The following is a 22,495-nucleotide window of genomic DNA, read 5'->3' as shown; positions in this document are numbered from 1 at the left end:
CTTTAAGCCTGCGATGGTGCGCACATGCACGCGCCCTTCCCGCATCAGGAGGTCGCCGCCCTCCACCAGGAGGAAGCCGAGATAGCGCGCGAGATAGGCCTGTTCGAAATAGCTCTCGTTGAGCGGGCCTGGCGTCAGCAGGCAGATGCGCGGCTCGATCCGCTTCGAGCGCGCGACCAGCCCGGCGCGGAAGCTCTGGAAGAAAGCCGCCAGCCGCTCGATGTTCATGCTGCGGAACATGTCCGGAAAGGCGCGCGTCAGCGCCAGCCGGTTTTCCAGCGCATAGCCCGTGCCCGAAGGCGCCTGGGCGCGATCCTGCAGAACCCACCAGCGCCCGTCCGGGCCCCGGCCGAGATCGGCGGCGTAAAGCTGCAGCGTGCCGCCGCCCGGGGCGCCGTGCAGGGGGCGCAGATAATCGGGGCTGCCGCTGACCACCGCGGCCGGGAGCAGATCCTTCGCGACGATCTCGCCCGGCCCGTAGATGTCGTCGAGCAGGGTCGAGAGCAGTTGCGCCCGCTGCGCCACGCCGGCGGCGATCGTCTGCCATTCCGCGCCGGGGATGACGAGCGGCACATGGCTCAGCGGCCAGGGGCGCTCGCCCGCGCTCGGGTCGCGTTCGTCGATGTCGCCATGGACGCGATAGGAGACGCCGGTGTCGTGGACATGCCGGTCGGCCAGGCCGAAGCGTTGCAGCAGCTCATCCTGCGACAGTGCGCACCATTCTTGCAGGAAGGGCTCCCAATGCGGCCGGACGGCGCCCTCGGCGTCGACGAACTCGTCACGGGCGCCGGGCAGGGGGCGATAGCCGGCGAGCAGCGCCGCGCGCCGCTCCGCCTTGGTGCGTCCAGACCGGATGCGGCCCTGCACTGCCAAAAGCTCTAGACCCCTGCCGGCGCGCCATTCGCTCGGCCGGACTCAGCCGAACGAAGAGAAACTGCGCAAATCAAAGCGGGCGCCTCAGATCCAGCGTGAGCGGAAATTCGGCGCTGCGTTCCTCCGGCGGAATCGCCAGAGTGCCGGGACTATGACCGATCGCCTCGAAACGCGCGAGCCGTCTTGCCTCCGCCTCGTAGGAATTCACAGGCGGTGTCTCGTAATTGCGACCGCCGGGATGGGCGACATGGTAGACGCAGCCCCCGAGCGAGCGCCCGACCCAGGTGTCGACGATGTCGAAGGTCAGTGGCGCATTCACGGGAAGCGCCGGATGCAGGCCGGAGGCCGGTTGCCACGCCTTGAACCGCACCGCCGCGATCGCCTCGCCGGAGGTTCCCGTCTCCGTCATCGGCAGGCGCCTTCCATTGCAGGTGACGAGATGCCGCCCGGGCACGAAGCCCTTCGCCTTCACCTGCAGCCGCTCGACCGAGGAGTCGACATAGCGCACCGTGCCGCCGGCCGCGCCCTCCTCGCCGAGCACGTGCCAGGGCTCGAGCGCCTGCCGGATCTCGATCTCGACGCCGCCATGCTCGACCTTGCCGAAGAAGGGAAAGCGGAACTCGGCCTGCGCCTCGAACCAGACGGGATCGAAGGCATAGCCGGCGCGGTCGAGATCCGCGAGCACATCGCGAAAATCCTGCCAGACCAGCTCCGGCAGCATGAAGCGGTCATGCAGCGCGGTGCCCCAGCGCACCAGCTTGCCGCCTTGCGGCTCGCGCCAGAACCAGGCGATCAGGGCCCTCAGCAGCAGTTGCTGTGCCAGCGACATCCGCGAATCCGGCGGCATCTCGAAGCCGCGGAACTCCAGCAGCCCCAGACGGCCGGTCGGCCCGTCCGGCGAATAGAGCTTGTCGATGCAGATCTCGGTGCGGTGCGTGTTGCCGGAGACGTCGACCAGAAGGTTGCGGAACAGCCGGTCGACCAGCCAGAGCGGGATCGGCGCCTCGCCGGGCTTCGGCACCTGCGCCATGGCGATCTCCAGCTCGTAGAGCTGGTCCTGCCGGGCTTCGTCGATGCGCGGGGCCTGGCTGGTCGGGCCGATGAACAGGCCGGAGAACAGGTAGGAGAGGGACGGGTGCCGGTTCCAGTAGAGCACGATGCTCTTGAGCAGGTCCGGCCGGCGCAGGAAGGGTGAATCGGCCGGCGTCACGCCGCCGAGCACGACATGGTTGCCGCCGCCGGTGCCGGTATGGCGCCCGTCGACCATGAACTTCTCGGCGCAGAGCCGCGACAGCCGCGCCTCCTCATAGACGCCCTGCGTGATCGCCACCGCCTCGCGCCAGTCCGTCGCCGGATGGATGTTGACCTCGATCACGCCGGGATCGGGCGTGACCTTGATGACGTCGAGGCGGGGGTCGAAGGGGGGCGCGTAGCCTTCGATATGCACGGGCAGGCCGGTTTCCTCGGCCGTGGCCTCCACCGAGGCGACGAGGTCGAGATAATCTTCCAGCCGCTCGACCGGCGGCAGGAAGACGCAGAGCACATTGTCGCGGATCTCGAGGCTGAGCGCGGTGCGGACATGCTCGCCGCCAATCTCCTGCTCGGTACGCTGCTGGGCCGTGCTCGTGCCGCCTGGATCGGCAGAAACCGCCATTTGCGGGGGAGGTGCGCCGAAGCTGGTCGGAGCCGCCGGCGATGGCGGCGTTCCGGCGCCGGGCGCCGGAGCGGCCTGCGAGCTGCCCGCCGGCGGCAGCGGACCGCGCGGCTCCATCGGGTCCTGCGGATGGATATGCGGATATTCGGCCTTGGGGATGTCGGGCAGGGAGCCGAGCGGCAGCCGGTAGCCGACCGGCGAATCGCCGGGCACGAGGAAGAGCTTGCCGCGCCGCAGCCGCCATTTCTCCGAGCGCCAGCGCCGGTCATTCGCCGCCGCCTGCCAGCGCTGAACCGGGATGACGAAGCCGCGGGGATGGCCGAGGCCTAGCTGGAAAACCTGCGCCATCCGCGCCCGCTCCTCCGGGTCGGCGAGGCGGGAATCGAGCGGGTCGACATTGTCGGGAAGCTGCGCCTCCTTGAGCAGCCAGTGGCCGGTATCCTCATAGGCGGGGAGGACGTAATCGGCTCCGAGGCCGAGCTTTTCGGACAATCCGCGCGCCAGCGACTCCGCGTCCTGGATCGTCGCGCCCGCCTCCAGCTCGCGATCGCCGCCGGTCTTGGCGCCGGGCTCGCGGGCGATCAGCTCGGCATTGCGCCAGATCGGCTCGCCGTCCCGGCGCCAGTAGAGCGCGAAGGCCCAGCGCGGCAGGCTCTCGCCCGGATACCATTTGCCCTGTCCGTAATGCAGCATCCCGCCCGGCGCGAAGCGTTCGCGCAAGCGGCGGATCAAGACATCGGCGCGCTCGCGCTTGGTCGGCCCGGCCGCGGCGATGTTCCATTCCGCCCCGGTCTGGTCGTCGATCGAGACGAAGGTCGGCTCGCCGCCCATGGTSAGSCGCACATCCTGCGCCTTGAGATCGGCCTCGACGGTCTCGCCGAGAGCATCGAGCGCCTGCCAGGATTCGTTCGAGAAGGGCAGGGTGATGCGCGGCACCTCGTGCACCCGCGCCACGCTCATCTGGAAGTCGAAGGTGGTCTCGGCATAGCTGGCGACGCCCGAGACCGGCGCGGCCGAGCGGTAATGCGCGGTCGCCGCCAGCGGCAGATGGCCCTCGCCGGTGAGCAGGCCCGAGGTCGGGTCGAGCCCGATCCAGCCCGCGCCGGGAATATAGACCTCGGCCCAGGCATGCAGGTCGGTGAAGTCCTTGTCGGTGCCGCGCGGCCCTTCCAGCGGGTCGATATCGGCCTTCATCTGGATCAGGTAGCCGGAGACGAAGCGCGCCGCGAGGCCGAGATGTCGCAATGCCTGGACCAAGAGCCAGCTCGTGTCGCGGCAGGAGCCGGAGCCGATCGACAGCGTATGCTCGGGCTCCTGCACGCCCGGCTCCATGCGGATGCCGTAGGTGATCATCCCCTGCAGCCGCGCATTGAGATCGACGACGAAATTGACGGTGTTGGTAGGCTCCCTCGGCAGCGCGGCAAGGAAAGCTTCCAGAAGCGGGCCGGCGGGCTCCGTCGCCAGATAGGGCGCGAGCTCGTCGCGCAGCTCCGGCGCATAGGAGAACGGAAAAGTCTCGGCCTCGGCCTCGACGAAGAAGTCGAAGGGATTGATCACCGAAAGCTCGGTGACGACGTCGACCTCGATGCGAAATTCGCTGACCGGCTCCGGAAAGACGAAACGCGCCAGCCAGTTGCCGGCCGGGTCCTGCTGCCAGTTCACGAAATGCTGCGCCGGCGTCACCTTGAGCGAATAGCTCTTGATCGCCGCCCGGCAATGCGGCGCCGGTCTCAGCCGGATGATCTGCGGCCCGAGCGTGACCGGGCGATCATAGCTGTAATGGGTGACGTGGTTCAGCGCGGCGATGATGGCCAAGGCTCGGCACCTGCTAGTCGTCCGCGGACAGACCGCCGCAGATTCAGGTTAACGGCGCTTGTCCCCAGCGCAAAGCGCCATCCTGCCCGTGGAAACGGCAGGGCGGCGAGCGGTTGCCCAAGGCTTGGGCTGTTGCAGGCCGGCGGCATGGCATGGCCGCTGCCCGCTGTTTCCCCTTTGCAAGCGCTCCGAACCGTCTCACTCTGGTCGCAGCGATCGGCTAATCGAATCTGGTGAGCCGTACGGAGTTTCGAGTGTCATGGACGCCATTGCCGATCAGGGGCTTCGCCCCGAGACCATTCCCGAGCGCACGCCGGTTCCGCCCTTCGATCTGGTGATCTTCGGTGCCGGCGGCGATCTGGCGCTGCGCAAGCTCTTTCCGGCGCTGGCCCAGCGCAATCGCGAAGGCGTGCTGCCGGAGGACAGCCGCATCCTCGCCGTCGTCCGCAAGGAGGAGGACGTCGAGGGCCTGCCGAAGCAGATCGCCCAGCGGCTTCATGAGGAAGGCCTTCCGAAGGATCAGGTCGCGACCTTCCTGCGCAGGCTCACCATGGTGCTGCTCGATGCGCTGAAGCCGGAGACCTACAAGGCGCTGAAGACCGCGCTGGGCGACAGCGAGCGCGTGCGCTCCTTCTATCTCTCGACGCCGCCGGACCTCTTCATCCCGATCTGCGAGAACCTCGCCAAGGCCCATATCCTGACGCCGACCTCGCGCGTCATCCTGGAAAAGCCGCTCGGCCGCGACCTCGCCTCGGCCCGCCAGATCAACGACGCCGTCGCGCGCATCCTGCCGGAAAGCCGGACCTACCGGATCGAYCAYTATCTSGGCAAGGAGACGGTSCAGAACCTKCTSGTMCTGCGCTTYGCCAACACCCTGTTCGARCGSTCMTGGTCGAGYCGCGACATCGACMATGTCCAGATCACSGTKGCCGAGACCGTCGGYCTCGAAAGCCGCGCCGGCTATTACGACAAGGCCGGGCATATGCGCGACATGGTGCAGAACCATCTCATGCAGTTGCTGACCCTCTTCGCCATCGAGCCGCCGAACATGCTCGAGGCCGGCGCGGTCCGCGACGAGAAGATCAAGGTGCTGAAGGCGCTCAGGCCCATCGTCGGCCCCGACGTCCAGCGCTTCACGGTGCGTGGCCAGTACGGGCCGGGCCAGATCGACGGCCAGCGCGTCAGGGGCTATGCCGAGGAACTCGGCCACGCCTCCAACACCGAGACCTTCGTCGCCATCCGCTGCGAGGTCGACAACTGGCGCTGGGCCGGCGTGCCGATCTATCTGCGCACGGGCAAGCGCATGGCGCAGCGCTATTCCGAGATCGCCGTCACCTTCAAGCCGGTGCCGCATTCTATCTTCGGCAACGGCACTTGCGACCGGCTCGACGCCAACCGCCTGTTCATCCGCCTGCAGCCGAATGACGGTGTCCAGCTCCAGCTGATGATGAAGGTGCCGGGTTCCGGTCGGCTCAAGATCGTGCCGCGCCAGCTCGACCTGCGCTACTCCACCGCCTTCGACGAGCGCACGCCCGACGCCTATGAGCGCCTGCTGACCGATGTCATCCGCGGCGACCAGACCTTGTTCATGCATCGCGACGAGGTCGAGCAGGCCTGGAGCTGGGTCGATCCGATCATCGCCGGCTGGCAGGACTACAGCCCGCATCCGCATCGCTATGCCGCCGGCTCCTGGGGGCCGTCGCAGGCGATCGGGCTGATCGAGCGCGATGGCCGTTCCTGGGCCGATCCGGATCTCGTCTGATGGCGGCGGGGCCCGTCGCCTGGCATCGCTTCGCCGCCTTGGCCGACGCCTCCGAGGCGCTGGCGGAGGCGGTCGCGATCCGGCTGAAGGAATTGCTCGCCGGGAAGGAGCATGCCTCGCTGGTCGTGCCCGGCGGCACCACGCCGGCGCGCTTTCTCGCGGCGCTCGGCCGGCAGGATCTGCCCTGGGAGAAGGTCACGCTGCTGCCGACCGACGAGCGCTTCGTCGCGGCTGACGACGCGGCTTCCAACGAACGGATGCTGCGCGAGCAATTCGCTCCGCTCACGCAGGGCCGTGTCCGCTTCCTGTCCTTTCACGGCCATGGCAGCGACATCGAGGCTGCCGCGGCGTTGCTCTGCGCCGAGCTCGCCGAATTGCCGCCGCTCGACCTCGTCGTCAGTGGCATGGGCCCGGACGGCCACATCGCCTCGCTCTTCCCGGGCGGGGAGGCGATCTTCAACGCCGTGCCCGACAGCGGCATCGTCGTGGCGCGACCGCCCGGCCTGCCGCCGCGGCTCTCGCTCTCGCCCAAGCGCCTGATCGAGGCCGGCTGGGTGAGCCTGCTCGTCTCCGGCGCCGCCAAGGAGGCGGTGCTGAAGGATGCCGGCGCCCGCGCTGCGCCGCTGCCGGTGGACATGCTGCTCGGCCGCCCGCAAGGGCTCGACGTCTATTGGGCGAAGGAGTAGAGCCCATCCGCCGCCTCCAAATCGATTGAAAGATGAGACCATGGACGAAGCTGCCGCGATTGCCCGGCTGAAGAGCTGCGGGGTCATCCCCGTCGTCGTGATCGAGGATGCGGGGCGCGCCGTCGATCTCGCCCATGCGCTGGTCGCCGGCGGCATCGATGTCGTCGAGGTCACGCTGCGCCGTCCCGCGGCGATCGAGGCGCTCGCCGCCATCGCCAGATCGGTGCCGAAGGCGCTGGCCGTCGCCGGCACGGTCGTCACGCCAGCGCAGGTCGCGCAGGTGAAGGATGCCGGCGCGCAGGCCGTGGTCAGCCCCGGCTTCAGCGAGAGCGTCGACGAAGCCCTGCGCAAGGCCGGCCTGCCCTGGCTGCCGGGCGTCGCCACGGCCTCCGACTGCATGCGCGCCGTCGCGGCCGGCCGCAGCACGGCGAAGTTCTTTCCGGCCGAGCAGGCCGGCGGCCCGCCGGCCCTGAAGGCGCTCTCGGGCCCGTTCCCGCAGATGAGCTTCTGCCCCACCGGCGGCGTTGGCCTGAAGAACCTCGGTGATTATCTCGCCTTGCCGCAGGTCATCTGCGTCGGCGGCTCCTGGCTCGTCCCGGCCGATGCCATCGCCAGCGGCGACTGGAACCGCATCACGACGCTGGCGCGCGAGGCGAAGGAAGCGTTCCTCAAGTTCAGGGGGTAGGGCACGCCCGCGTTCCCCTGCGTCCTTCTCCCCTCGGGGGAGAAGGTGCCGGCAGGCGGATGAGGGCGGTCCGGCGCCTGCATTCCCTCATCCGTCAGCGCTTCGCGCTGCCACCTTCTCCCCCGAGGGGAGAAGGACTCGGGGGACGAGGTTACCCCAGCTTCTCCCGCACCATCTCGGCAATCGCGAGCGAGCTCGTCAGCCCCGGGCTCTCGATGCCGAGCAGATTGACCAGCTCCGCTACGCCATGCACCTCCGGCCCGTCGATGCGGAAATCCGGCATCGGCTCGGTCGGTCCGTGGAGCTTGGGCCGGATGCCGGCATAATCGGCAACCAGCGCCCCGTCCGGCAGCGCCGGCCAATAGGTTCGGATCGCGGCGTAGAACTTATCTCCGCGACCGGGATCGACGACCAGGTCCTGGTCGCTTTCGACCCATTCGACATCGGGGCCGAACTTCACCCGTCCGCCCATGTCGATGGTGGCGTGGATGCCCAGGCCCGCTGCTTCCGGCACCGGATAGACCAGATGCGTGAAGGGCTGCTTGCCGGTCAGGGCGAAGTAGTTGCCCTTGGCATAGTGCTGCACCGGCACATGCTCGGCCGGAAAGCCCGCGAGCATGCCGATGAGCTTCGGCGCGCCGTGGCCGGCCGAGTTGATCACGGTTCGCACCGTATAGGTCGCAGGCTCCGCCCCGCCGAAATCGACGCTGAAGCCGCTCGCCTCGCGCCGCCACCCCGTGATCGGCGTGTTGAGCGCGAGCGAACCACCCGCCGCCTCGCATTCGCCGAGCAGGGACAGCATCAGCGCATGGCTGTCGACGACGCCGGTCTCCGGCGAGAGCAGGGCGATCTCGCAACGCACCTCCGGCTCCAGCGCCTTGGCCTCGGCGCCGGAGAGCCAGCGTAGCGAGTCGACGCCGGACGCCTTCGCACGGGCCATGATCGTCTCCAGCGCCGGCTTCTGAGCCTCGGAGGTCGCGACGATCAACTTGCCGCAAGCCTTGTGGGGCAGGCCGCGCTCTCCGAGATAGGCGTAGAGCTTCTTGCGGCCTTCCACGCAGACACGCGCCTTCAGCGAGCCGGGCGGATAATAGATCCCGGCATGGATGACCTCGGAATTGCGCGCCGAGGTCTGGGTGCCGATGCCGTCGGCCGCCTCGGCGATGACGACCTCGCGGCCGCTGAGCGCAAGCTCACGGGCCACCGCGAGGCCGACGACACCGGCCCCGACAACCAGGCAATCGATATCGCTCATACCGCTTCTCCGGCCCATCTCGGCGCGTCCGAGATGGGCAGTTTTGAGTGCCGAAATCGGCGAAAGCCGACTTCGCTGCGCTCAAGCCCGCTGCGGCATCGAGATTTCGATCAGGCTCGCCCAGTAGTTCACGCCGACCGGGATCGCCTTGTCGTTGAATTCGTAGGCGGGGTGATGCAGCCCGGCCGAGTCCCCGTTGCCGATATTGATGAAGGCGCCCGGCCGTTCCTCAAGCATGAAGGAGAAGTCTTCCGAGCCCATCGTCGGCGGGACGTCGGTGGTGATCGCGTCGGAGCCGAAGGCTTCCTTGGTCACGCTGGTCACGAAGTCGGTCTGGCCGTGATGGTTGAAGGTGACGGGATAGCCGAGATGGTATTCGAGATCGTATTTCATGCCGAAGGCCTTCATCACGCCGTCGACGATCTCGGTGATGCGCTTCTGCGCGAGCTCGCGGGTCTGCGGTGTCAGCGTCCGCACCGAGCCCTTGATCTCCGCCGTCTGCGGGATGACGTTGAAGGCCTCGCCGGCATTGAGTGCGGTCACCGAGACGACGATCGACTCGAGCGGGTCGGCATTGCGCGAGGCGACGGTCTGCAGCGCGCTGACCAGGGCGCAGGAAGCGACGATCGGGTCGTTGACGCGATGGGGCGCGGCCGCGTGCCCGCCCAGGCCCTCGATCTTGATGTGGATGCGGTCGGCCGCGGCCATGGCCGGGCCCTTGGTGATCTCGAACTTGCCGACCGGGACGCCCGGCTTGTTGTGCATGCCGTAGACTTCCTGGATGCCGAAACGAGTGATCAACCCGTCGTCGATCATCGCCTTGGCGCCGGCGCCACCTTCCTCGGCCGGCTGGAAGATCAGTACGGCGGTCCCGTCGAAATCGCGGGTCTGCGTCAGGTATTTGGCGGCGCCGAGCAGCATCGCGGTGTGGCCGTCATGGCCGCAGGCGTGCATCTTGCCCGGCACGGTCGAGCGGTGCTCGAGATTGGTTTCCTCATGGATCGGCAGCGCATCCATGTCGGCGCGCATGGCGATGACCTTGCCCGAGCCCTGGCCCTTGCCCTTGATCACGCCGACGACGCCGGTCTGGCCGATACCGGTCACGACCTCGTCGACGCCCCATTCCCTGAGCTTGTCGGCGACGAGACCGGCGGTCCTGTGAACGTCGTACATCAGCTCGGGATGGCGATGGATGTCGCGGCGGATCGCRGTGATTTCGGGGGTCAGCGTCGCGATGATGTCGGTCTTGGGCATCGTATCCTCTGAGATGAATTGAGCAACCACGCAGAAAGCGGGTGCCGTGCGCAAGCTAGACCAGTCGCCCGGTGCCYGTCCAAGCCGGCCGGCGCGCAGGCGGTGGGCACGGATGGCATGGCGGCGGCCGGCTGGAAGGGGTGCCCTTGTGGTCCGAGGGGCCGTTCATCGATTGCGAATGAAACGATCAATAGAAGAAAATCACACCAGCCATGATTTCGCCTTTTACAGGCAATAGTGAGCCATCATCTCCGCTCAGATCGTTTGCATTTGCCGATCTGAATTGGCTCACATCCCCCTTCATGTTTGGTTGATTATGCGTCGATTGATGTTGCTTGCGTGCGTGTCCGCGTTCTTGCCTGCTGTCGCTCTGGCTGATGAGCCGATCCAGAAAATATCCTTCCAGCCGCAGGTCAAAGGCCTGGGCTGCCTGAAGCCGGAAACCCGGTCCATGATCACGGCGCTCGTCGACAAGATCGGCCCCATCCAGATCACCTCGACCTGCGGCGGACGCCACGCCCGGCATTCCCAGCACTATCTCGGCCGCGCCATCGACTTCCGTCCGCTGGCGGTCTCGTCGCGCAAGGCGGCCGCCGCCGCCCGTTCGCTGGCAAGCGTCGGTGGCGTCGGCACGTATTCGAATGGTCTCGTCCACGCTGATGTCGGCCAGCGCGAGGCGTCCTGGTACGGTCACAAGCGCAGCCGCTATGCCTCCGCCGCCAAGCGCGGTCGCTATGCGAGGCTCGCCCGCAACGGCGGCTGATCGGCGTTCAGCCGGATAGAGCGCTCAGCGCGTGCCGATAGACCAGATCCTCCGGGTCGGGCCTTTCGGCGCGCGCATCGCGGACCGCCCCGAGCCGTTCGGCGACGGCGATCGAGGCGGCGTTGCCGGGGTCGACATAGCTTACGAGGCTTGAGAGYCGGAGGGTTCGTGCCGCCCAGTCCAGCATGGCGCGCGCGGCCTCCGTGGCGTAACCCTGCCCTTCATGGCCGTCATAGAGCAGCCAGCCGAGCTCCTTCTCGGGAAAGAGCGGGCCGGCATTGATGCCGACCTGCCCGATACAGGCCTCGTTCGCGCTCAGCGCGATCATCAGCGCGCCATGCCCGAACAGCGGCCAGCAGGCGATGTCGTGGCAGAACATGCCCCAGGCCTCCCGCGTCGTGAGAGGGCCGCCCATCCACTTRGAGCGGGGCGACGCCAGAAACGCCGCATAGGCAGGAAAATCCGCCTCGGTCATGGGGCGCAGCGTGAGGCGCTGCGTCTGCAATGTCGGAACAGGGGGCTGGCTCATGGGGCGGCTTCTAGAGCCGCGCCGCCTCGCAGGCTAGACCGCGAATTCGGTCCGCCAGCGGGCGATGTCCTCCAGCGCGACGTTGGAGCCGCAGAGCACGAGGCAGATGCGTTCCCCCGGCCTGAAGCTGTCCTTGCGGGCCAGTGCCGCGGCGACCACGCAGGCGGCCGCCGGTTCCAGCAGCACGCGCCCGTTCTGGAGCACCCAGACGAGCTCGCGCACCGCCTCGGCGTCGGACACCGTCACGATCTCCTCGAGGAACTGCCGGGCGGCGGCCATGGTCCGCTCGGTCGCGAAGGGCGCGCCGAGCGTGCGTGCGATCGAGGTCGGGCGGATAGGCACCGGTTTGCCGGCTTCCAGCGCCTGGGTCATCGTCGTCGCGCCCTCGGTCTCGACGCCGTGCAGCCTGACGGCCGGGTCGAGGCCTTTCAGTGCCGCGCCGACACCGGCCGAGAAGCCGCCGCCACCGACCGAGATGAAGACATGGTCGAGCCGGCCGCCGGCGTCGCTGGCGAGTTCGAGGCCGAGCGTGCCATGCCCGGCGATGATCGCCGGATCGTCATAGGARTGGACATGGACCATGCCCTGCGCGGCGTAATCCTCGGCCTTGGCGAAGGCTGCGACCGAATCCTCGCAGAGCTCGACCTCGCCTCCGGCCTGCCGCGTCAGCGCGATGTTGAGCTCCGGCGTCGCCTTCGGCATCAGGACGAGCGCACGCGCACCCATGGCATGGGCGACCAGCGAAACCGCGATGGCATGGTTGCCGCCCGAGACGGTGACGACCCCGTGCTTCAGCTCCGCCTCGCTCAACCCCATCAACCGGTTGTAGCAGCCACGCACCTTGAAGGAGCCGCCGAGCTGCAGGCTCTCCACCTTCACCCAGGTCTCGACGCCGAGCCGGGCCGAAAGCCCGGCGCTGTGATAGGTCGGCGTGCGGCGCACCTTGCCGGCAATGCGCGTCGCGGCCGCCTGCACATCGGCGAGGGTGACATCGAAATCCATGATGGCGGCAATCCTGTGCTGCTTCGTCGGGTCAGGGCGACACGAGAGCCCGTCGCGGCATCCTGCGTCAAGCATGGTCAGTGCCGCGGCTTGTCCGGAATCACAGTGAGCTCTGGAGCGATTTTCGACCCGGCTGAACCGTCATTGCGGCTGTAGCGAAGCCATCTAGGGCGTCGAACGCCACCGCTCCTGCGTTGCGTCGTGGCTTCGCTCCTCGCAATGGCGGGTTCGGGTTTCACTCGGATCGAAAACCGCTTTAGCCTGTCGGCATGGAACCTGCGTCTGGCGGGATTTTGGGAGAAGCCTTCGTGACGATGACGCCGAAAGAGATGCTGGCGAAGCTGGTTTCGTTCAACACGGAATCGCAACGCAGCAATCTCGACCTGATCCATTTCTGCCGGGACTACCTCGCCTCGCTCGGTGTCGAGAGCCGGCTCGCGCCGAGCCCGGACGGGCAGAAGGCCAATCTCTACGCGACCATCGGCCCCAGGCGCGACGGCGGTGTCGTTCTCTCCGGCCAATCCACATCGCGCTGTCCTATGACGAGGAGGTCGGCTGCCTCGGCGCGCGCGTCATGATCGCGTCGATGCAGCAGGAGGGGCTGAAGCCCTCGGCCGTGATCGTCGGCGAGCCTTCGATGATGAAGGTCGTGACCGGCCACAAGGGCGGCCTGCGTATGCGCACGACGATTCGCGGCCATGCGGTGCATTCCAGCCGTATCGATGTCGGCGTTTCCGCGGTGATGGTGGCGGGCGAGCTGATCCATTGGCACAACACCACGATGGCCGAGAACAAGGCGCGCACCCCGGCCGGAAACGGCTTCGAGCCGCCCTATTCGACGCTGCATGTCGGCGTCGTGCAGGGCGGGACGGCGGTCAACATCGCCGCTGAGCATTGCACGTTCGCCCATGAGGTGCGCTGCATTCCCGGCGAATTGCAGGAGGCCTATGCCGAGCGCTACAGGGCAAAGCTCGCGGAGGTCGAGGCCGGGATGAAGGCGGTGGCTCCGGAGACCGGCATCGCTCTCGAGATCACCTCCAGCACGCCGGCCATGGGGCCGGAGACGGATGGGGCGGCGGAGGCACTCTGCCGGCGCCTGACCGGTGACAATGGCCGGCATGTCGTCGCCTATGGTACGGAGGGCGGGCTCTTCCAGGGCGCCGGCTGGTCGACGGTGGTGTGCGGTCCGGGCGATATCGCGCAGGCGCATCAGCCGGACGAGTTCATCGCGGTGGAGCAGCTCGAGGCGGGGGAGCGCTTCGTCCGGGGCCTGATCGCGGATCTGTCGCGCTGAGGATCGGGTGGGCCGCAGGAGGCGGCTCGCGAGCAAGCGCTTTTCGGGCCATCGGCGTGTGCCGATGCCCGGATCGCCAAGAAGAGGCCTCGCCGCAGGATGCCAGGCGCGGCGGGATGAGGGTCGGGACCCTGAGGGGGGAGGGATGTCGCGCAGCCGTGCCGCTGCTCTTCTGTTCGCGCTGCTGGCTTTGCTGCTGCCGGCCGCTGCGCAGGCCTTTGTCTGGGCGCGCTCGAGCGATGCGCTGACGCTCGACCCCCATGTCGCCAATGAGGGGCCGACCACGGCTCTCGTCCAGAACATCTATGAAGGTCTCACCGAGCGCGATCGGACAGGGCGCCTCGGCCCGCTTCTGGCGGTGTCCTGGCGGATGCTGCCGGAGGACCCGACGATCTGGGAGTTCAAGCTGCGCCAAGGCGTGGTTTTCCAGGATGGCAGCCGCTTCTCGGCGGATGATGTCGTCTTCTCCTATCGGCGCGCGCTACAGCCGAATTCCGGTTTTCGCGACCATCTCGCTTCGGTTGCCGATATCGAGAAGGTCGACGACACCACGGTCAGGTTCAGGACGCGCAGGCCCAATCCGGTTTTCATCGCCAATACGCCGGCGATCCTGATCATGAGCAAGGCCTGGGCGGAGCAGCACGGGACAGCCACTATTCCGGACAGCCCGATCTCCGACGCCAATTTCGCCAATGCCCATGCCAACGGCACCGGTGCCTTCGTGCTGGTGTCGCGGCAGCCGCTCGTCAGGACCGTGATGAAGCGCAACGAGGCCTACTGGAATCGCGGCGGCGTCCCGCTCGGCATCGCGGACCTGACCTATCTGCCGGTGCCGCAGGCGAGCGCGCGCGTCGCGGCTCTGCTCGCCGGCACGGTCGATTTCCTGCAGGACGTGCCGATTCAGGATCTGCCGCGCCTGCGCGCCCGGCCCGGCCTCACCGTCACGACGGGTGTCGAGAACCGGACGATCTTCCTCGGCTTCGACGTCGCCTCGCCGGCGCCGCACGGGACCGATGCCGGCGGCCGCAATCCCTTCGCCGATCTGCGCGTCCGGCGCGCCATGAACCTCGCCATCGATCGCGACTACATCCGGCGTGCCGTCATGCGCGGCGAGGCGCTGCCGAGCGGCATCATCATCCCGCCATTCGTCGATGGCTGGACGCGCGAGCTCGACATGCCGCCGCCTTTCTCGCTCCCGGAGGCCCGACAGCTTCTGGCCGAAGCCGGTTATTCCGAGGGCTTCTCGACCACGCTCTACTGCCCGAACGATCGCTACGTCTACGATGAGGAGACCTGTCGCGCTTTGGTTCCGATGCTGGCCCGGATCGGAATCCGGGTCACGCTCGTCGCCCAGCCGCAGGCGGCGCAGTCCCAGGCGCTGCGGCGCACGCCCGGTCCCGATGTCTTCCTCGCCGGCTGGGGGACGCTGACCTACGACAGCGAATACCTTTTCTCGTCGCTCTATCACAGCCGCGACGGGCAACGCGGCACCTACAACGCTACGGGGTACAGCGATGCGGAAACCGATGCGCTGATCGACAGGATCTCCGGGGAAATCGACCGGAGCCGGCGCGCCGGGCTCGTCGCGCAACTCTGGCAGAAGCTGCGCAACCAGACGATCTACCTGCCGCTGTTCCACCAGATGCTCAGCTACGCGACGAAGGAGGCGTATGAGATACCCGTCGACGTCGCCAACACGCCGAAGCTGAAGCTGGTCGCTGCCCGCGGGCAGTGAGCCGCGCCGCGGAGCTTGCCTCTGTGGTGATCTTAAGTCGCGGACGCCGGCGGCTCTCCAGCCTTCGGCCGCGTATGGTTCGCGGAGCGCATCGGCAGCGGTACGGCCGGGCGGTCCGTGCGGTACTGGCCGCGCGCGATCGCGCCGAACATCAGCACGACGGCGGTCAGCGTCATCAGCCACCAGGGCAGCAGCGGCGCGAAGCCGAAGGTGCCGAGCGCGAAGGCGGTGGTGAAGGYCGCGACGCCGCCCGCCGAGAGGGCGCCGGACATGCGCCCCGCGGCGCGGATCGCGAAATAGAGGCAGGCGGCGGCCGTGGCGGCCCCCACCAGTCCGAGCTCGTACCAGGTCTCGAACAGCAGGGTCACCGGCGCCGGCTGCGGCAGGACGCCGGTCATCTGGCCGCGCAGGACGGTGTCGAGGCCGTGGCCCGTGATCAGCTCCACCGGCGATTGCCGGATGACGTCGGCCCAGATCGACAGCATCTGGGCGAAGTCGCTGCTGCTGTCCGGCAGGGCCGAGACGAGCGGCGCGAGCAGGAAGGGCAGGAGCGGCGCGAACAGCATCAGCCCCGCGATGATCGCGGCGATGACCTTGGTCGCGCCCTCGCGGCTGGCCGTGACCGCGCCGAAGGCGACGGCGCCGAAGATCATCGCCACCGTCTCGCCATCCTCGAAGCGGGTCAGCGCCAGCAGGCCGACGATGAGCGCGAGCCCGAGCGCGGTCATGCCGCGCTCGCGCGACAAGAGCCAGGCCAGTGCCGGCCAGGCCATGATCAGGATGATCGAAACGCCGCGCTCGACCGCGCCGGGCGGCGCCGCCGCATGGCGCAGCGCCGCGACGATGATGAGGCCCAGCGCGAAGACGCCGGCGACGCTGGTGCCGAGAGCCACGAGATTGAGGTTGGAGGCCCGCATTCGCTCGGGCAGCGCCGACAGGCCGACGAAGCCGAGCGCGACGGCGAGCGCCAGGTTGCCGGCCTTCTCGGCGGCGGTGCCGGGATAGGGGCTCCAGATCAGCGACAGCGCCGCCCAGGCGATCAGCCCGAGCAGGATGAGCCCGGGGCGGCTGAGCAGCGCCGCCTTCAGCCCGCCGAGGAAATGGCGTGGCTCCTCCACGAGCGCGGCGATGATCAGCAGCGCGATGCCGATCGGCACCAGCACCACCGCGGCGCGGCGCGAAACCAGCGCGGCCAGCGGCAGCACGAGTGCGAGCGTCGCGAAGCCGATGCGTCGCAGCAGTCTCGCTGCGTCGGTAGCGGGGTCGAGCTGGGCCTTGGAAGGAGGTCGGTTCATGCGTCCCGGATCGATGACAGGCCTTCGGCCAGCCCGGCCGCCCGGATTGAGCCGTCGCTACCCTAGCGAGAGAGGGGGCGCGCGACTGTAGGTGCGGCGCAACACTGCGCCGGCATCTTGCGAGTCCGCCGGCCACCGCGAACCACTGGCGCGACAGGGGGCTTCGTGAGATGAATCGGCCATGATCCGGCTGGCCGCCATCCCCTATGCAAGCAATTTCGGAATCGACGGCTTCATGCAGGGCGTCGTCGCGCGGCTGAGGCGCCGCGGCCTGCGGCTCGGCGGCGTCATCCAACATAATGACGAGGCCTGCGAAGACCGCTGCATGGCGATGTCGCTCGAGGACCTTGCCAACGGCACCCGCTTTCCGATCAGCCAGGATCTCGGACCTTCCGCCGAGGGCTGCCGGCTCGACGCGGCCGGGCTGGCCGCTGCCGCGGCGGCGTTTTCGGGCGCGCTGACGGAGCGGGCCGATCTCGTCGTCGTCAACAAGTTCGGCAAGCAGGAGGCGCTGGGCGGGGGGCTGCGCGACGAGATCGCGAAGGCGGTCATGGCCGGCCTGCCCGTCCTGCTCGCGGTGCGCCATGATGTCCTGCCGGCCTGGCGCGCTTTCGTCGGTGATGATTGGATCGAATTGGCGGTCGATGAGGAGCAGATCGAGCGCTGGGTGGTGGATGCGATGCGGCTTGCGGCCTGATCGGCACGGGCTGATGGCGTCCTCGCGTGCACCGTCATGAGCAGCGCCCCGCCTGCGCCTCCCCTCGGGCTTATCCTTGCCGGCGGCCTCGCCCGGCGCATGGGCGGCGGCGACAAGCCGCTCAGGCTCCTGGCCGGGAGGCCCGTGCTCGACCATGTCGTCGAGCGCTTGCGCGGCCAGTGCGACGGCCTGCTGCTCAACGCCAATGGCGATCCCGCCCGCTTCGCCGCCCATGGCCTGCCGGTGGTGGCCGATTCCGTGCCCGATTTCGCCGGCCCCCTTGCGGGCATCCTCGCCGGGCTGGACTGGCTTGTCGCGCATCGGCCGAACGATGGCTGGCTCGTCAGCGTCGCGGCCGATACCCCCTTCATTCCGGCCGATCTGGTCGCCCGCCTGCATGCGGCGCGCGCAGCCGCCGGAACGCCGCTCGCCTGTGCCGCATCGGCCGGCCGGCAGCACCACGCCATCGGGCTCTGGCCGGTGGCGCTGCGGGAGGATTTGCWGGCAGCGCTGGCGGGCGGCGAACGCCGGCTCGGCCACTGGACGGCGAAGCATGGGGTCGCCGTCGCCGAATGGCAGGCGGAGCCGGTCGATCCCTTCTTCAACATCAACACGCCGAACGATCTGGCCGAGGCGCAGGACATCCTCCGGCGCCTGGGTTAGCTCGCAATGGCGCCTCAGGCTCCTCCGCGCTCCAGCAGCGCCTTCAGCGCCGCGAGGTCGCGCGCGATCATGCCCGCATCGGCCGCCATGTCGTCGTCGGACATGCCGTCGCGCTGGAACAGGGTGAACACCACCTCGGCGCCGTCGCCATTGGGCACGACCCGCATCGGATTGTGCATGGCGGCGCCGTGATCGGGGATGACGGCATGGTCGAGCACGCCGTGCTGGTTCGGCTCGCTGAACAGGATGCGCATCGGGCCCATCGGCGTCTCCGCCCGCCAGGTCATGCCCTCGACATGGACGAAGCTGTGGCCGAGCCCCTCGGCCCATCGCGGAAAATTCACGGGATCGGCGAGGAAGGCATAGACCTCCTCGGCCGGGCGCGCGACGCCGATGCCGATATGCCGGGCGCGATGGATGGCCATCACATGCCTCCTTCGTTCGATTAGGAACAAAAGAAGAACAAGATCGCCGCCATGTCAAGCGGCGTCCATGTCAAGCCGCGTCCTGCGGCCGGCGCCTGGGCTCTACTCGATGACGATGCGCGGTGCCGCCCGTGTCGCGCCACCCAAGGCCGCCTGGACCTGCCGCGCCAGGGCGATATAGGCCTTGGCATGGGCGCTCGAAGGGTCGCTGGCGACGATCGGACGCCCGCCGTCCGAGGTTTCGCGGATCGGCATGGCGAGCGGGATTTCGCCGAGGAAGGGGATGCCGAGCCGTTCCGCCTCGTGCCGCGCGCCGCCATGGGCGAAGATATCGGAGCGGTGCCCGCATTCCGGGCAGATGAAATAGCTCATGTTCTCGACGAGTCCGAGGATCGGCACGGCGACCTTCCTGAACATCGCCACGCCGCGCCTTGCGTCGAGCAAGGCGAGGTCCTGCGGCGTCGAGACGATGACGGCGCCGGCAAGCGGCACCTGCTGGGCCATGGTGAGCTGGGCGTCGCCGGTACCGGGCGGCATGTCGACGACGAGCACGTCGAGCTCGCCCCAGGCGACCTCGCGCAGCATCTGGGTGATCGCCGAGATCACCATCGGCCCGCGCCAGATCATCGGCGTCTCCTCGTCGACGAGGAAGCCGATCGACATCACCTTCAGCCCATAGGCCTCCATGGGGCCGAGCGTGCGGCCGGAGACGATCTGCGGCTTGCCGGTGATGCCGAAGAGCTTCGGCATCGAGGGGCCGTAGATGTCGGAATCGAGCACGCCGACCTTGAGCCCCAGGGTCGAAAGCGCCACGGCGAGATTGGCGGCGGTGGTCGACTTGCCGACGCCGCCCTTGCCGCTCGCCACCGCGATGATCTGCTTCACGCCGGGCACGCCGGCCGGCTTCGGCGGCGGCCCGCCGGGCGCGGGGCGGTGCGCCTGCTGGCGGGCCTGCATCCCGGCGGAAGGCGCGGCCTTGTCGGCGGTCAGCCCCACCAGCACCTGCGTCACGCCGGGCAGGCCGCCAACGGCGCTTTCCGCCGCCTTGCGCACCGGCTCCATCGCTGCAGCTTCGGTCGCGTCGATGCCGATGGCGAAGATCACCTTGCCGCCGTCGATCAGGATGTCCGCGACCCGGCCGGACGCTGCAAGCGATTGCCCGCTCGCCGGCAGTTTCACCAGTTCCAGCGCCCGCAGGATGTCGGCTTGGGAAAGGCTCACGTCGGAAGTCTCCGTTCCTTGCTTGGGGCTTCAGCTTGCCTTGCGGATATGGAAGACGAGGATGCGCCCCGCGCCGTCCTGCCGCTCGATCGCATTGCCCGTCTCGCGCGCCAGATTCGGCAGGTCGATCGCCGCCATCGGATCGGTGCATTGCACGACGAGGAGGCTGCCGGCCACCGCCGCATCGAGCGCCTTGCGCACATGCAGCACGGGCAGGGGGCATTTCAGGCCGCGCAGATCGAGCGCAATGGTGTCCATGGTCGCGCCCGCTCGGGTCGTTGTCGTCGTCATGTCTCATATGATGGCTTTTCGGGCAGGGGCAACCTGCGCCGCAGCCATGCGCTTGACCCATCCCCGCATGGCAAGGGAGAAGGGGGAGGGATAACGCGGCAACGTCCCGGACGATGCCGCGAAGCCGGGGAGAGGCGGAGACCGATGGAAGCGGGTGGCCGCGAGCGGCGGGAACGGCCATGGCGCGCCTGAAAGGCATCGGGCCGSGCCATGCGCCGATGACGCTCGCCGAGGCCGGCGCGCGGGCGGTTTCCCTGGTCGCTCCGGTCGCCGGCACGCAGGCGCTGCCTTTGTCGCAGGCCGATGGCCGTGTCCTGGCGCAGGATGTCTTCGCCGGCTTGCCCCTGCCGCCCTTCGCCAATTCGGCCGTCGATGGCTACGCGCTGCGTTTCGACGACCTCGCGCCCGGTGYCGAAACCCGCCTGCCGGTGCTCGGTCGCGTCGCTGCGGGCGAGATGGCGCCAGCGGAGTTCGGACGCGGCGCGCTGCGCATCTTCACCGGCGCCCCGCTCCCGCCCGGTGCCGATATGGTCGTCATGCAGGAGGATGTGGCGCGCGAGGGCGACGCGATCCTACTGCCGCCGGGGCTGAGGCGCGGCGCCAATCTGCGGCCGGCCGGCGAGGATGTCGCCCGGGGCGCTCGCGCATTCGAGGCCGGGCGCCGCCTGCGCCCGCAGGATCTCGGCCTGCTGGCGGCGCTCGGGCTGGAGCGCGTCACGCTCCGGCGCCGCCCGCGCGTCGCGCTGTTCTCGACCGGCGACGAATTGACCGAGCCCGGCGGGACACTGCCTCCGGCCGCGATCTACGACGCCAACCGGCCCATGCTGCGCGCCCTGCTGGCGCGCGCCGGCGCGGAGCCTGTCGATCTCGGCATCCTGCGCGACGACCGCGACGGTCTGGCGGCACGGCTGAAGGAAGCCGCGCACGATTGCGACCTGGTCATCACCTCGGGCGGGGTCTCGGTCGGGGAGGAGGATCACGTCAGGGCGGCGCTGGCCACGCTTGGCTCGCTCGATTTCTGGCAGATCGCGATCAAGCCCGGCAAGCCGGTTGCCGTGGGCACGATCGCGGACACGCCTTTCCTCGGCCTGCCCGGCAATCCGGTCGCGGTCTTCGTCACCTTCGCCTTCGTGGCGCGGCCGATGATCGCGCGGCTGGCCGGCACGGCGTGCGACCCGCTTCTGCGTCTGCCGGTGCGGCTCGGCTTTTCGCATCGGGGCAAGCCGGGGCGGCGCGAATTCCTGCGTGTCTCGGTCGAGCCCGGGGCGGATGCCGTTCCGCTGGCCCGCAGGCATCCGGGCGAGGGGGCGGGCTCGCTGGCCTCGCTGACCCAGTCCGACGGGCTCGTCGAGCTGGCCGAGGATCCGGCGCTGGCCGAGGAAGGCAGCATCCAGCCCTTCCTGCCCTATTCCGCGCTTCTCGGCTGAGGGGCCAGCCGGTTCAAGGCCGCGACGGATCGAAAAAGAGCCTCAATCGCGCCGGAAGACGACGCTGGCGCCCCAGCCGAGGAACAGCGCGAGCAGGATGGTGGCGAGCCCGTAGAGCCACGGCCAGTCATAGGCGCCGGAGGCGAGGCGCTGCTCGGCCCCGGTCTTGATCACCTCGAAATTCGTCTGCTGCCGCGCCAGCGGTACGCCGCCGGCATAGAGCACGACATCGACGGTATAGGAGCCGGTCGGCGCCGTCGCGGGGACGTCGATCGGCGCGCTGAACAGGGAGTTCGAGAGAAAGGTCACGCCCCGTTGCTGATAGGCATAGAGGTCCTTGCCCTGCATGATGCGCACGAGGCTGTCGCGGAACGTCGCCACGCTGCTGTCGTCGAACCAATTCTGCGCCGGGCGTTCGGCATTGGCGAGGCCGACCCGGTCGCGCCTCGCCGTTTCCGCGCTCATCATCTCGCTGATCGGCCGGTTGGTCGCGACCAGCAGGAAGACCGGGCTCTCGGGGAAGCGCCGCTGCGTGCGGTTGATCCAGATCGGGCCGAACCGCTCCTTCTGGCGCACCAGCAGCATGCGGCGCGGCCCACGCACGGTGACGATGATGTCGTGCGGGTCGCCGCGGGCGACGCTGCGCCCGTCGCGCTCGACGAGACCGAAGACGGTGAGCTGGCTGCCGGTATAGTTCGAGGTGATCTGGATCTGGTGGCTCGACATCGCCGCGATCAGCGTCTCGGCCCGCGCCGGCATGGCGAGGGCCAGCAGGGCGGCCAGCAAGGTGGCGGCGTGGAGGCAGGCCCCTCTCATCGCGCGCTCTCCGGCACGACGACCGAGAAGGGCTCGCTCGGCGGAATGAACAGCTCGATCGCGAAGCGCAGCCCCACCGAGAGGATCAGCAGGGCGAGCAGCAGCCGGAAGGATTCGACGTTGAGGTTGCGCGCGGCGCGGCCGCCGAACTGGGCGCCGACGACGCCGCCGACCAGCAGCAGCGCGGCGAGGATGATGTCGACCGACTGGTTGGTAATGGCGTGCAGCAATGTCGCGCCGGTCATCGTCACCAGGATCTGGAAGAGCGAGGTGCCGACCACGACGGAGGGCGGGATGCGGAAGAAATAGATCAGCGCCGGCACGAGGATGAAGCCGCCGCCGACGCCGAGCAC

General features: G+C 68.7%; 22 protein-coding genes. 10 read left to right on the top strand and 12 right to left on the bottom strand.

The genetic code is table 11. From position 1 onward, the window contains the following. Together AB4Y99_RS17860 and AB4Y99_RS17855 are read right to left on the bottom strand one after the other, a co-directional pair. The coding region (locus AB4Y99_RS17860; RefSeq protein ID WP_441524265.1) for a circularly permuted type 2 ATP-grasp protein at nt 1–867 on the bottom strand (867 nt) is incomplete at its 3' end. A gap of 76 nt (nt 868–943) precedes the next feature. Next, a complete protein-coding gene (locus AB4Y99_RS17855) occupies nt 944–4,342 on the bottom strand; it encodes a transglutaminase family protein (RefSeq protein ID WP_441524264.1) in 3,399 nt (1,132 codons plus the stop codon). 259 nt (nt 4,343–4,601) lie between these two features. On the opposite strand from AB4Y99_RS17855, the gene zwf reads away from it, so the two are divergent. From zwf to eda, 3 genes are read left to right on the top strand one after another with little or no spacing between them, the layout of a single operon-like run. After that, nucleotides 4,602–6,104, top strand: coding sequence for a glucose-6-phosphate dehydrogenase (gene zwf, locus AB4Y99_RS17850; protein WP_441524263.1), 1,503 nt, complete (start codon nt 4,602–4,604; stop codon nt 6,102–6,104). After that, nucleotides 6,104–6,790 carry a 6-phosphogluconolactonase gene (gene pgl / locus AB4Y99_RS17845; RefSeq protein WP_112762971.1) on the top strand — a complete coding sequence of 229 codons (687 nt, stop codon included), beginning with the start codon at nt 6,104–6,106 and terminating at the stop codon, nt 6,788–6,790. The genes zwf and pgl overlap by 1 nt, the downstream gene beginning before the upstream one ends. 40 nt (nt 6,791–6,830) lie before the next feature. Beyond that, nucleotides 6,831–7,475: a bifunctional 4-hydroxy-2-oxoglutarate aldolase/2-dehydro-3-deoxy-phosphogluconate aldolase gene (gene eda, locus AB4Y99_RS17840; RefSeq protein WP_441524262.1), complete on the top strand. Its 645-nt coding sequence runs from the start codon at nt 6,831–6,833 to the stop codon at nt 7,473–7,475. 151 nt (nt 7,476–7,626) lie between these two features. Here the strand turns inward: eda and AB4Y99_RS17835 are convergent, their stop codons facing one another. Beyond that, on the bottom strand, nt 7,627–8,730 hold the full coding sequence (locus AB4Y99_RS17835) for an NAD(P)/FAD-dependent oxidoreductase (protein ID WP_441524261.1): 1,104 nt from the start codon (nt 8,728–8,730) through the stop codon (nt 7,627–7,629). 81 nt (nt 8,731–8,811) lie between these two features. After that, on the bottom strand, nt 8,812–9,984 hold the full coding sequence (locus AB4Y99_RS17830; RefSeq protein WP_133562341.1) for a M20 aminoacylase family protein: 1,173 nt from the start codon (nt 9,982–9,984) through the stop codon (nt 8,812–8,814). Between the two features lie 451 nt (nt 9,985–10,435). Here AB4Y99_RS17830 and AB4Y99_RS17825 point away from each other — a divergent pair, with 451 nt between their 5' ends. Beyond that, a complete protein-coding gene (locus AB4Y99_RS17825; RefSeq protein ID WP_051987668.1) occupies nt 10,436–10,747 on the top strand; it encodes a peptidoglycan L,D-endopeptidase MepK in 312 nt (103 codons plus the stop codon). A gap of 7 nt (nt 10,748–10,754) precedes the next feature. Here the strand turns inward: AB4Y99_RS17825 and AB4Y99_RS17820 are convergent, their stop codons facing one another. After that, the gene (locus AB4Y99_RS17820; RefSeq protein ID WP_441524260.1) at nt 10,755–11,276 is read right to left on the bottom strand and encodes a GNAT family N-acetyltransferase; all 522 of its coding nucleotides are present in this window, start codon (nt 11,274–11,276) and stop codon (nt 10,755–10,757) included. 33 nt (nt 11,277–11,309) lie between these two features. Further along, complete coding sequence (locus AB4Y99_RS17815) at nt 11,310–12,278, bottom strand: threonine ammonia-lyase (protein ID WP_441524259.1); 969 nt, start codon at nt 12,276–12,278, stop codon at nt 11,310–11,312. A gap of 308 nt (nt 12,279–12,586) precedes the next feature. On the opposite strand from AB4Y99_RS17815, the gene AB4Y99_RS17810 reads away from it, so the two are divergent. From AB4Y99_RS17810 to AB4Y99_RS17800, 3 genes are all read left to right on the top strand, one after another. Beyond that, nucleotides 12,587–12,856 carry a hypothetical protein gene (locus tag AB4Y99_RS17810; protein ID WP_441524258.1) on the top strand — a complete coding sequence of 90 codons (270 nt, stop codon included), beginning with the start codon at nt 12,587–12,589 and terminating at the stop codon, nt 12,854–12,856. After that, nucleotides 12,799–13,572, top strand: coding sequence for a M20/M25/M40 family metallo-hydrolase (locus AB4Y99_RS17805; RefSeq protein ID WP_441524266.1), 774 nt, complete (start codon nt 12,799–12,801; stop codon nt 13,570–13,572). Before AB4Y99_RS17810 ends, AB4Y99_RS17805 begins: the two co-directional genes overlap by 58 nt. A gap of 145 nt (nt 13,573–13,717) precedes the next feature. Beyond that, complete coding sequence (locus AB4Y99_RS17800) at nt 13,718–15,307, top strand: ABC transporter substrate-binding protein (protein WP_441524257.1); 1,590 nt, start codon at nt 13,718–13,720, stop codon at nt 15,305–15,307. Nucleotides 15,308–15,339: 32 nt separating this feature from the next. On the opposite strand, the gene AB4Y99_RS17795 is transcribed toward AB4Y99_RS17800, so the two are convergent. Next, nucleotides 15,340–16,602 carry a peptide ABC transporter permease gene (locus tag AB4Y99_RS17795; RefSeq protein ID WP_441524256.1) on the bottom strand — a complete coding sequence of 421 codons (1,263 nt, stop codon included), beginning with the start codon at nt 16,600–16,602 and terminating at the stop codon, nt 15,340–15,342. Between the two features lie 181 nt (nt 16,603–16,783). On the opposite strand from AB4Y99_RS17795, the gene AB4Y99_RS17790 reads away from it, so the two are divergent. After that, nucleotides 16,784–17,299, top strand: coding sequence for a DUF2478 domain-containing protein (locus AB4Y99_RS17790; RefSeq protein ID WP_142020074.1), 516 nt, complete (start codon nt 16,784–16,786; stop codon nt 17,297–17,299). 36 nt (nt 17,300–17,335) lie between these two features. Continuing rightward, on the top strand, nt 17,336–17,962 hold the full coding sequence (mobA, locus tag AB4Y99_RS17785) for a molybdenum cofactor guanylyltransferase MobA (protein WP_441524255.1): 627 nt from the start codon (nt 17,336–17,338) through the stop codon (nt 17,960–17,962). Between the two features lie 14 nt (nt 17,963–17,976). Here mobA and AB4Y99_RS17780 read toward each other — a convergent pair whose 3' ends face one another. From AB4Y99_RS17780 to AB4Y99_RS17770, 3 genes are all read right to left on the bottom strand, one after another. Continuing rightward, entirely contained in the window at nt 17,977–18,387 is a 411-nt protein-coding gene (locus tag AB4Y99_RS17780) for an SRPBCC family protein (protein ID WP_038360811.1), read from the bottom strand. Nucleotides 18,388–18,489: 102 nt separating this feature from the next. Beyond that, nucleotides 18,490–19,608, bottom strand: coding sequence for an Mrp/NBP35 family ATP-binding protein (locus tag AB4Y99_RS17775; protein ID WP_191124450.1), 1,119 nt, complete (start codon nt 19,606–19,608; stop codon nt 18,490–18,492). A 30-nt stretch (nt 19,609–19,638) separates the two neighbouring features. After that, nucleotides 19,639–19,899 (bottom strand): sulfurtransferase TusA family protein, encoded by a 261-nt coding sequence (locus AB4Y99_RS17770; RefSeq protein WP_441524254.1) that lies wholly within the window; start codon nt 19,897–19,899, stop codon nt 19,639–19,641. 179 nt (nt 19,900–20,078) lie between these two features. On the opposite strand from AB4Y99_RS17770, the gene AB4Y99_RS17765 reads away from it, so the two are divergent. Continuing rightward, on the top strand, nt 20,079–21,326 hold the full coding sequence (locus AB4Y99_RS17765; RefSeq protein ID WP_441524253.1) for a molybdopterin molybdotransferase MoeA: 1,248 nt from the start codon (nt 20,079–20,081) through the stop codon (nt 21,324–21,326). Between the two features lie 42 nt (nt 21,327–21,368). Here the strand turns inward: AB4Y99_RS17765 and AB4Y99_RS17760 are convergent, their stop codons facing one another. Together AB4Y99_RS17760 and AB4Y99_RS17755 are read right to left on the bottom strand one after the other, a co-directional pair. Then, complete coding sequence (locus tag AB4Y99_RS17760; RefSeq protein ID WP_441524252.1) at nt 21,369–22,142, bottom strand: TIGR02186 family protein; 774 nt, start codon at nt 22,140–22,142, stop codon at nt 21,369–21,371. Then, nucleotides 22,139–22,495: sulfite exporter TauE/SafE family protein (locus AB4Y99_RS17755; protein WP_441524251.1), on the bottom strand; the 357-nt coding region annotated here is incomplete at its 5' end. The genes AB4Y99_RS17760 and AB4Y99_RS17755, both read right to left, overlap by 4 nt.

Source organism: Allobosea sp. TAB14 (genome assembly GCF_052113865.1).
Taxonomy (GTDB): domain Bacteria; phylum Pseudomonadota; class Alphaproteobacteria; order Rhizobiales; family Beijerinckiaceae; genus Allobosea; species Allobosea spartocytisi.
Note: the sequence above shows the minus strand (reverse complement) of the source record. Positions and strands in the feature narration are given on the sequence as shown.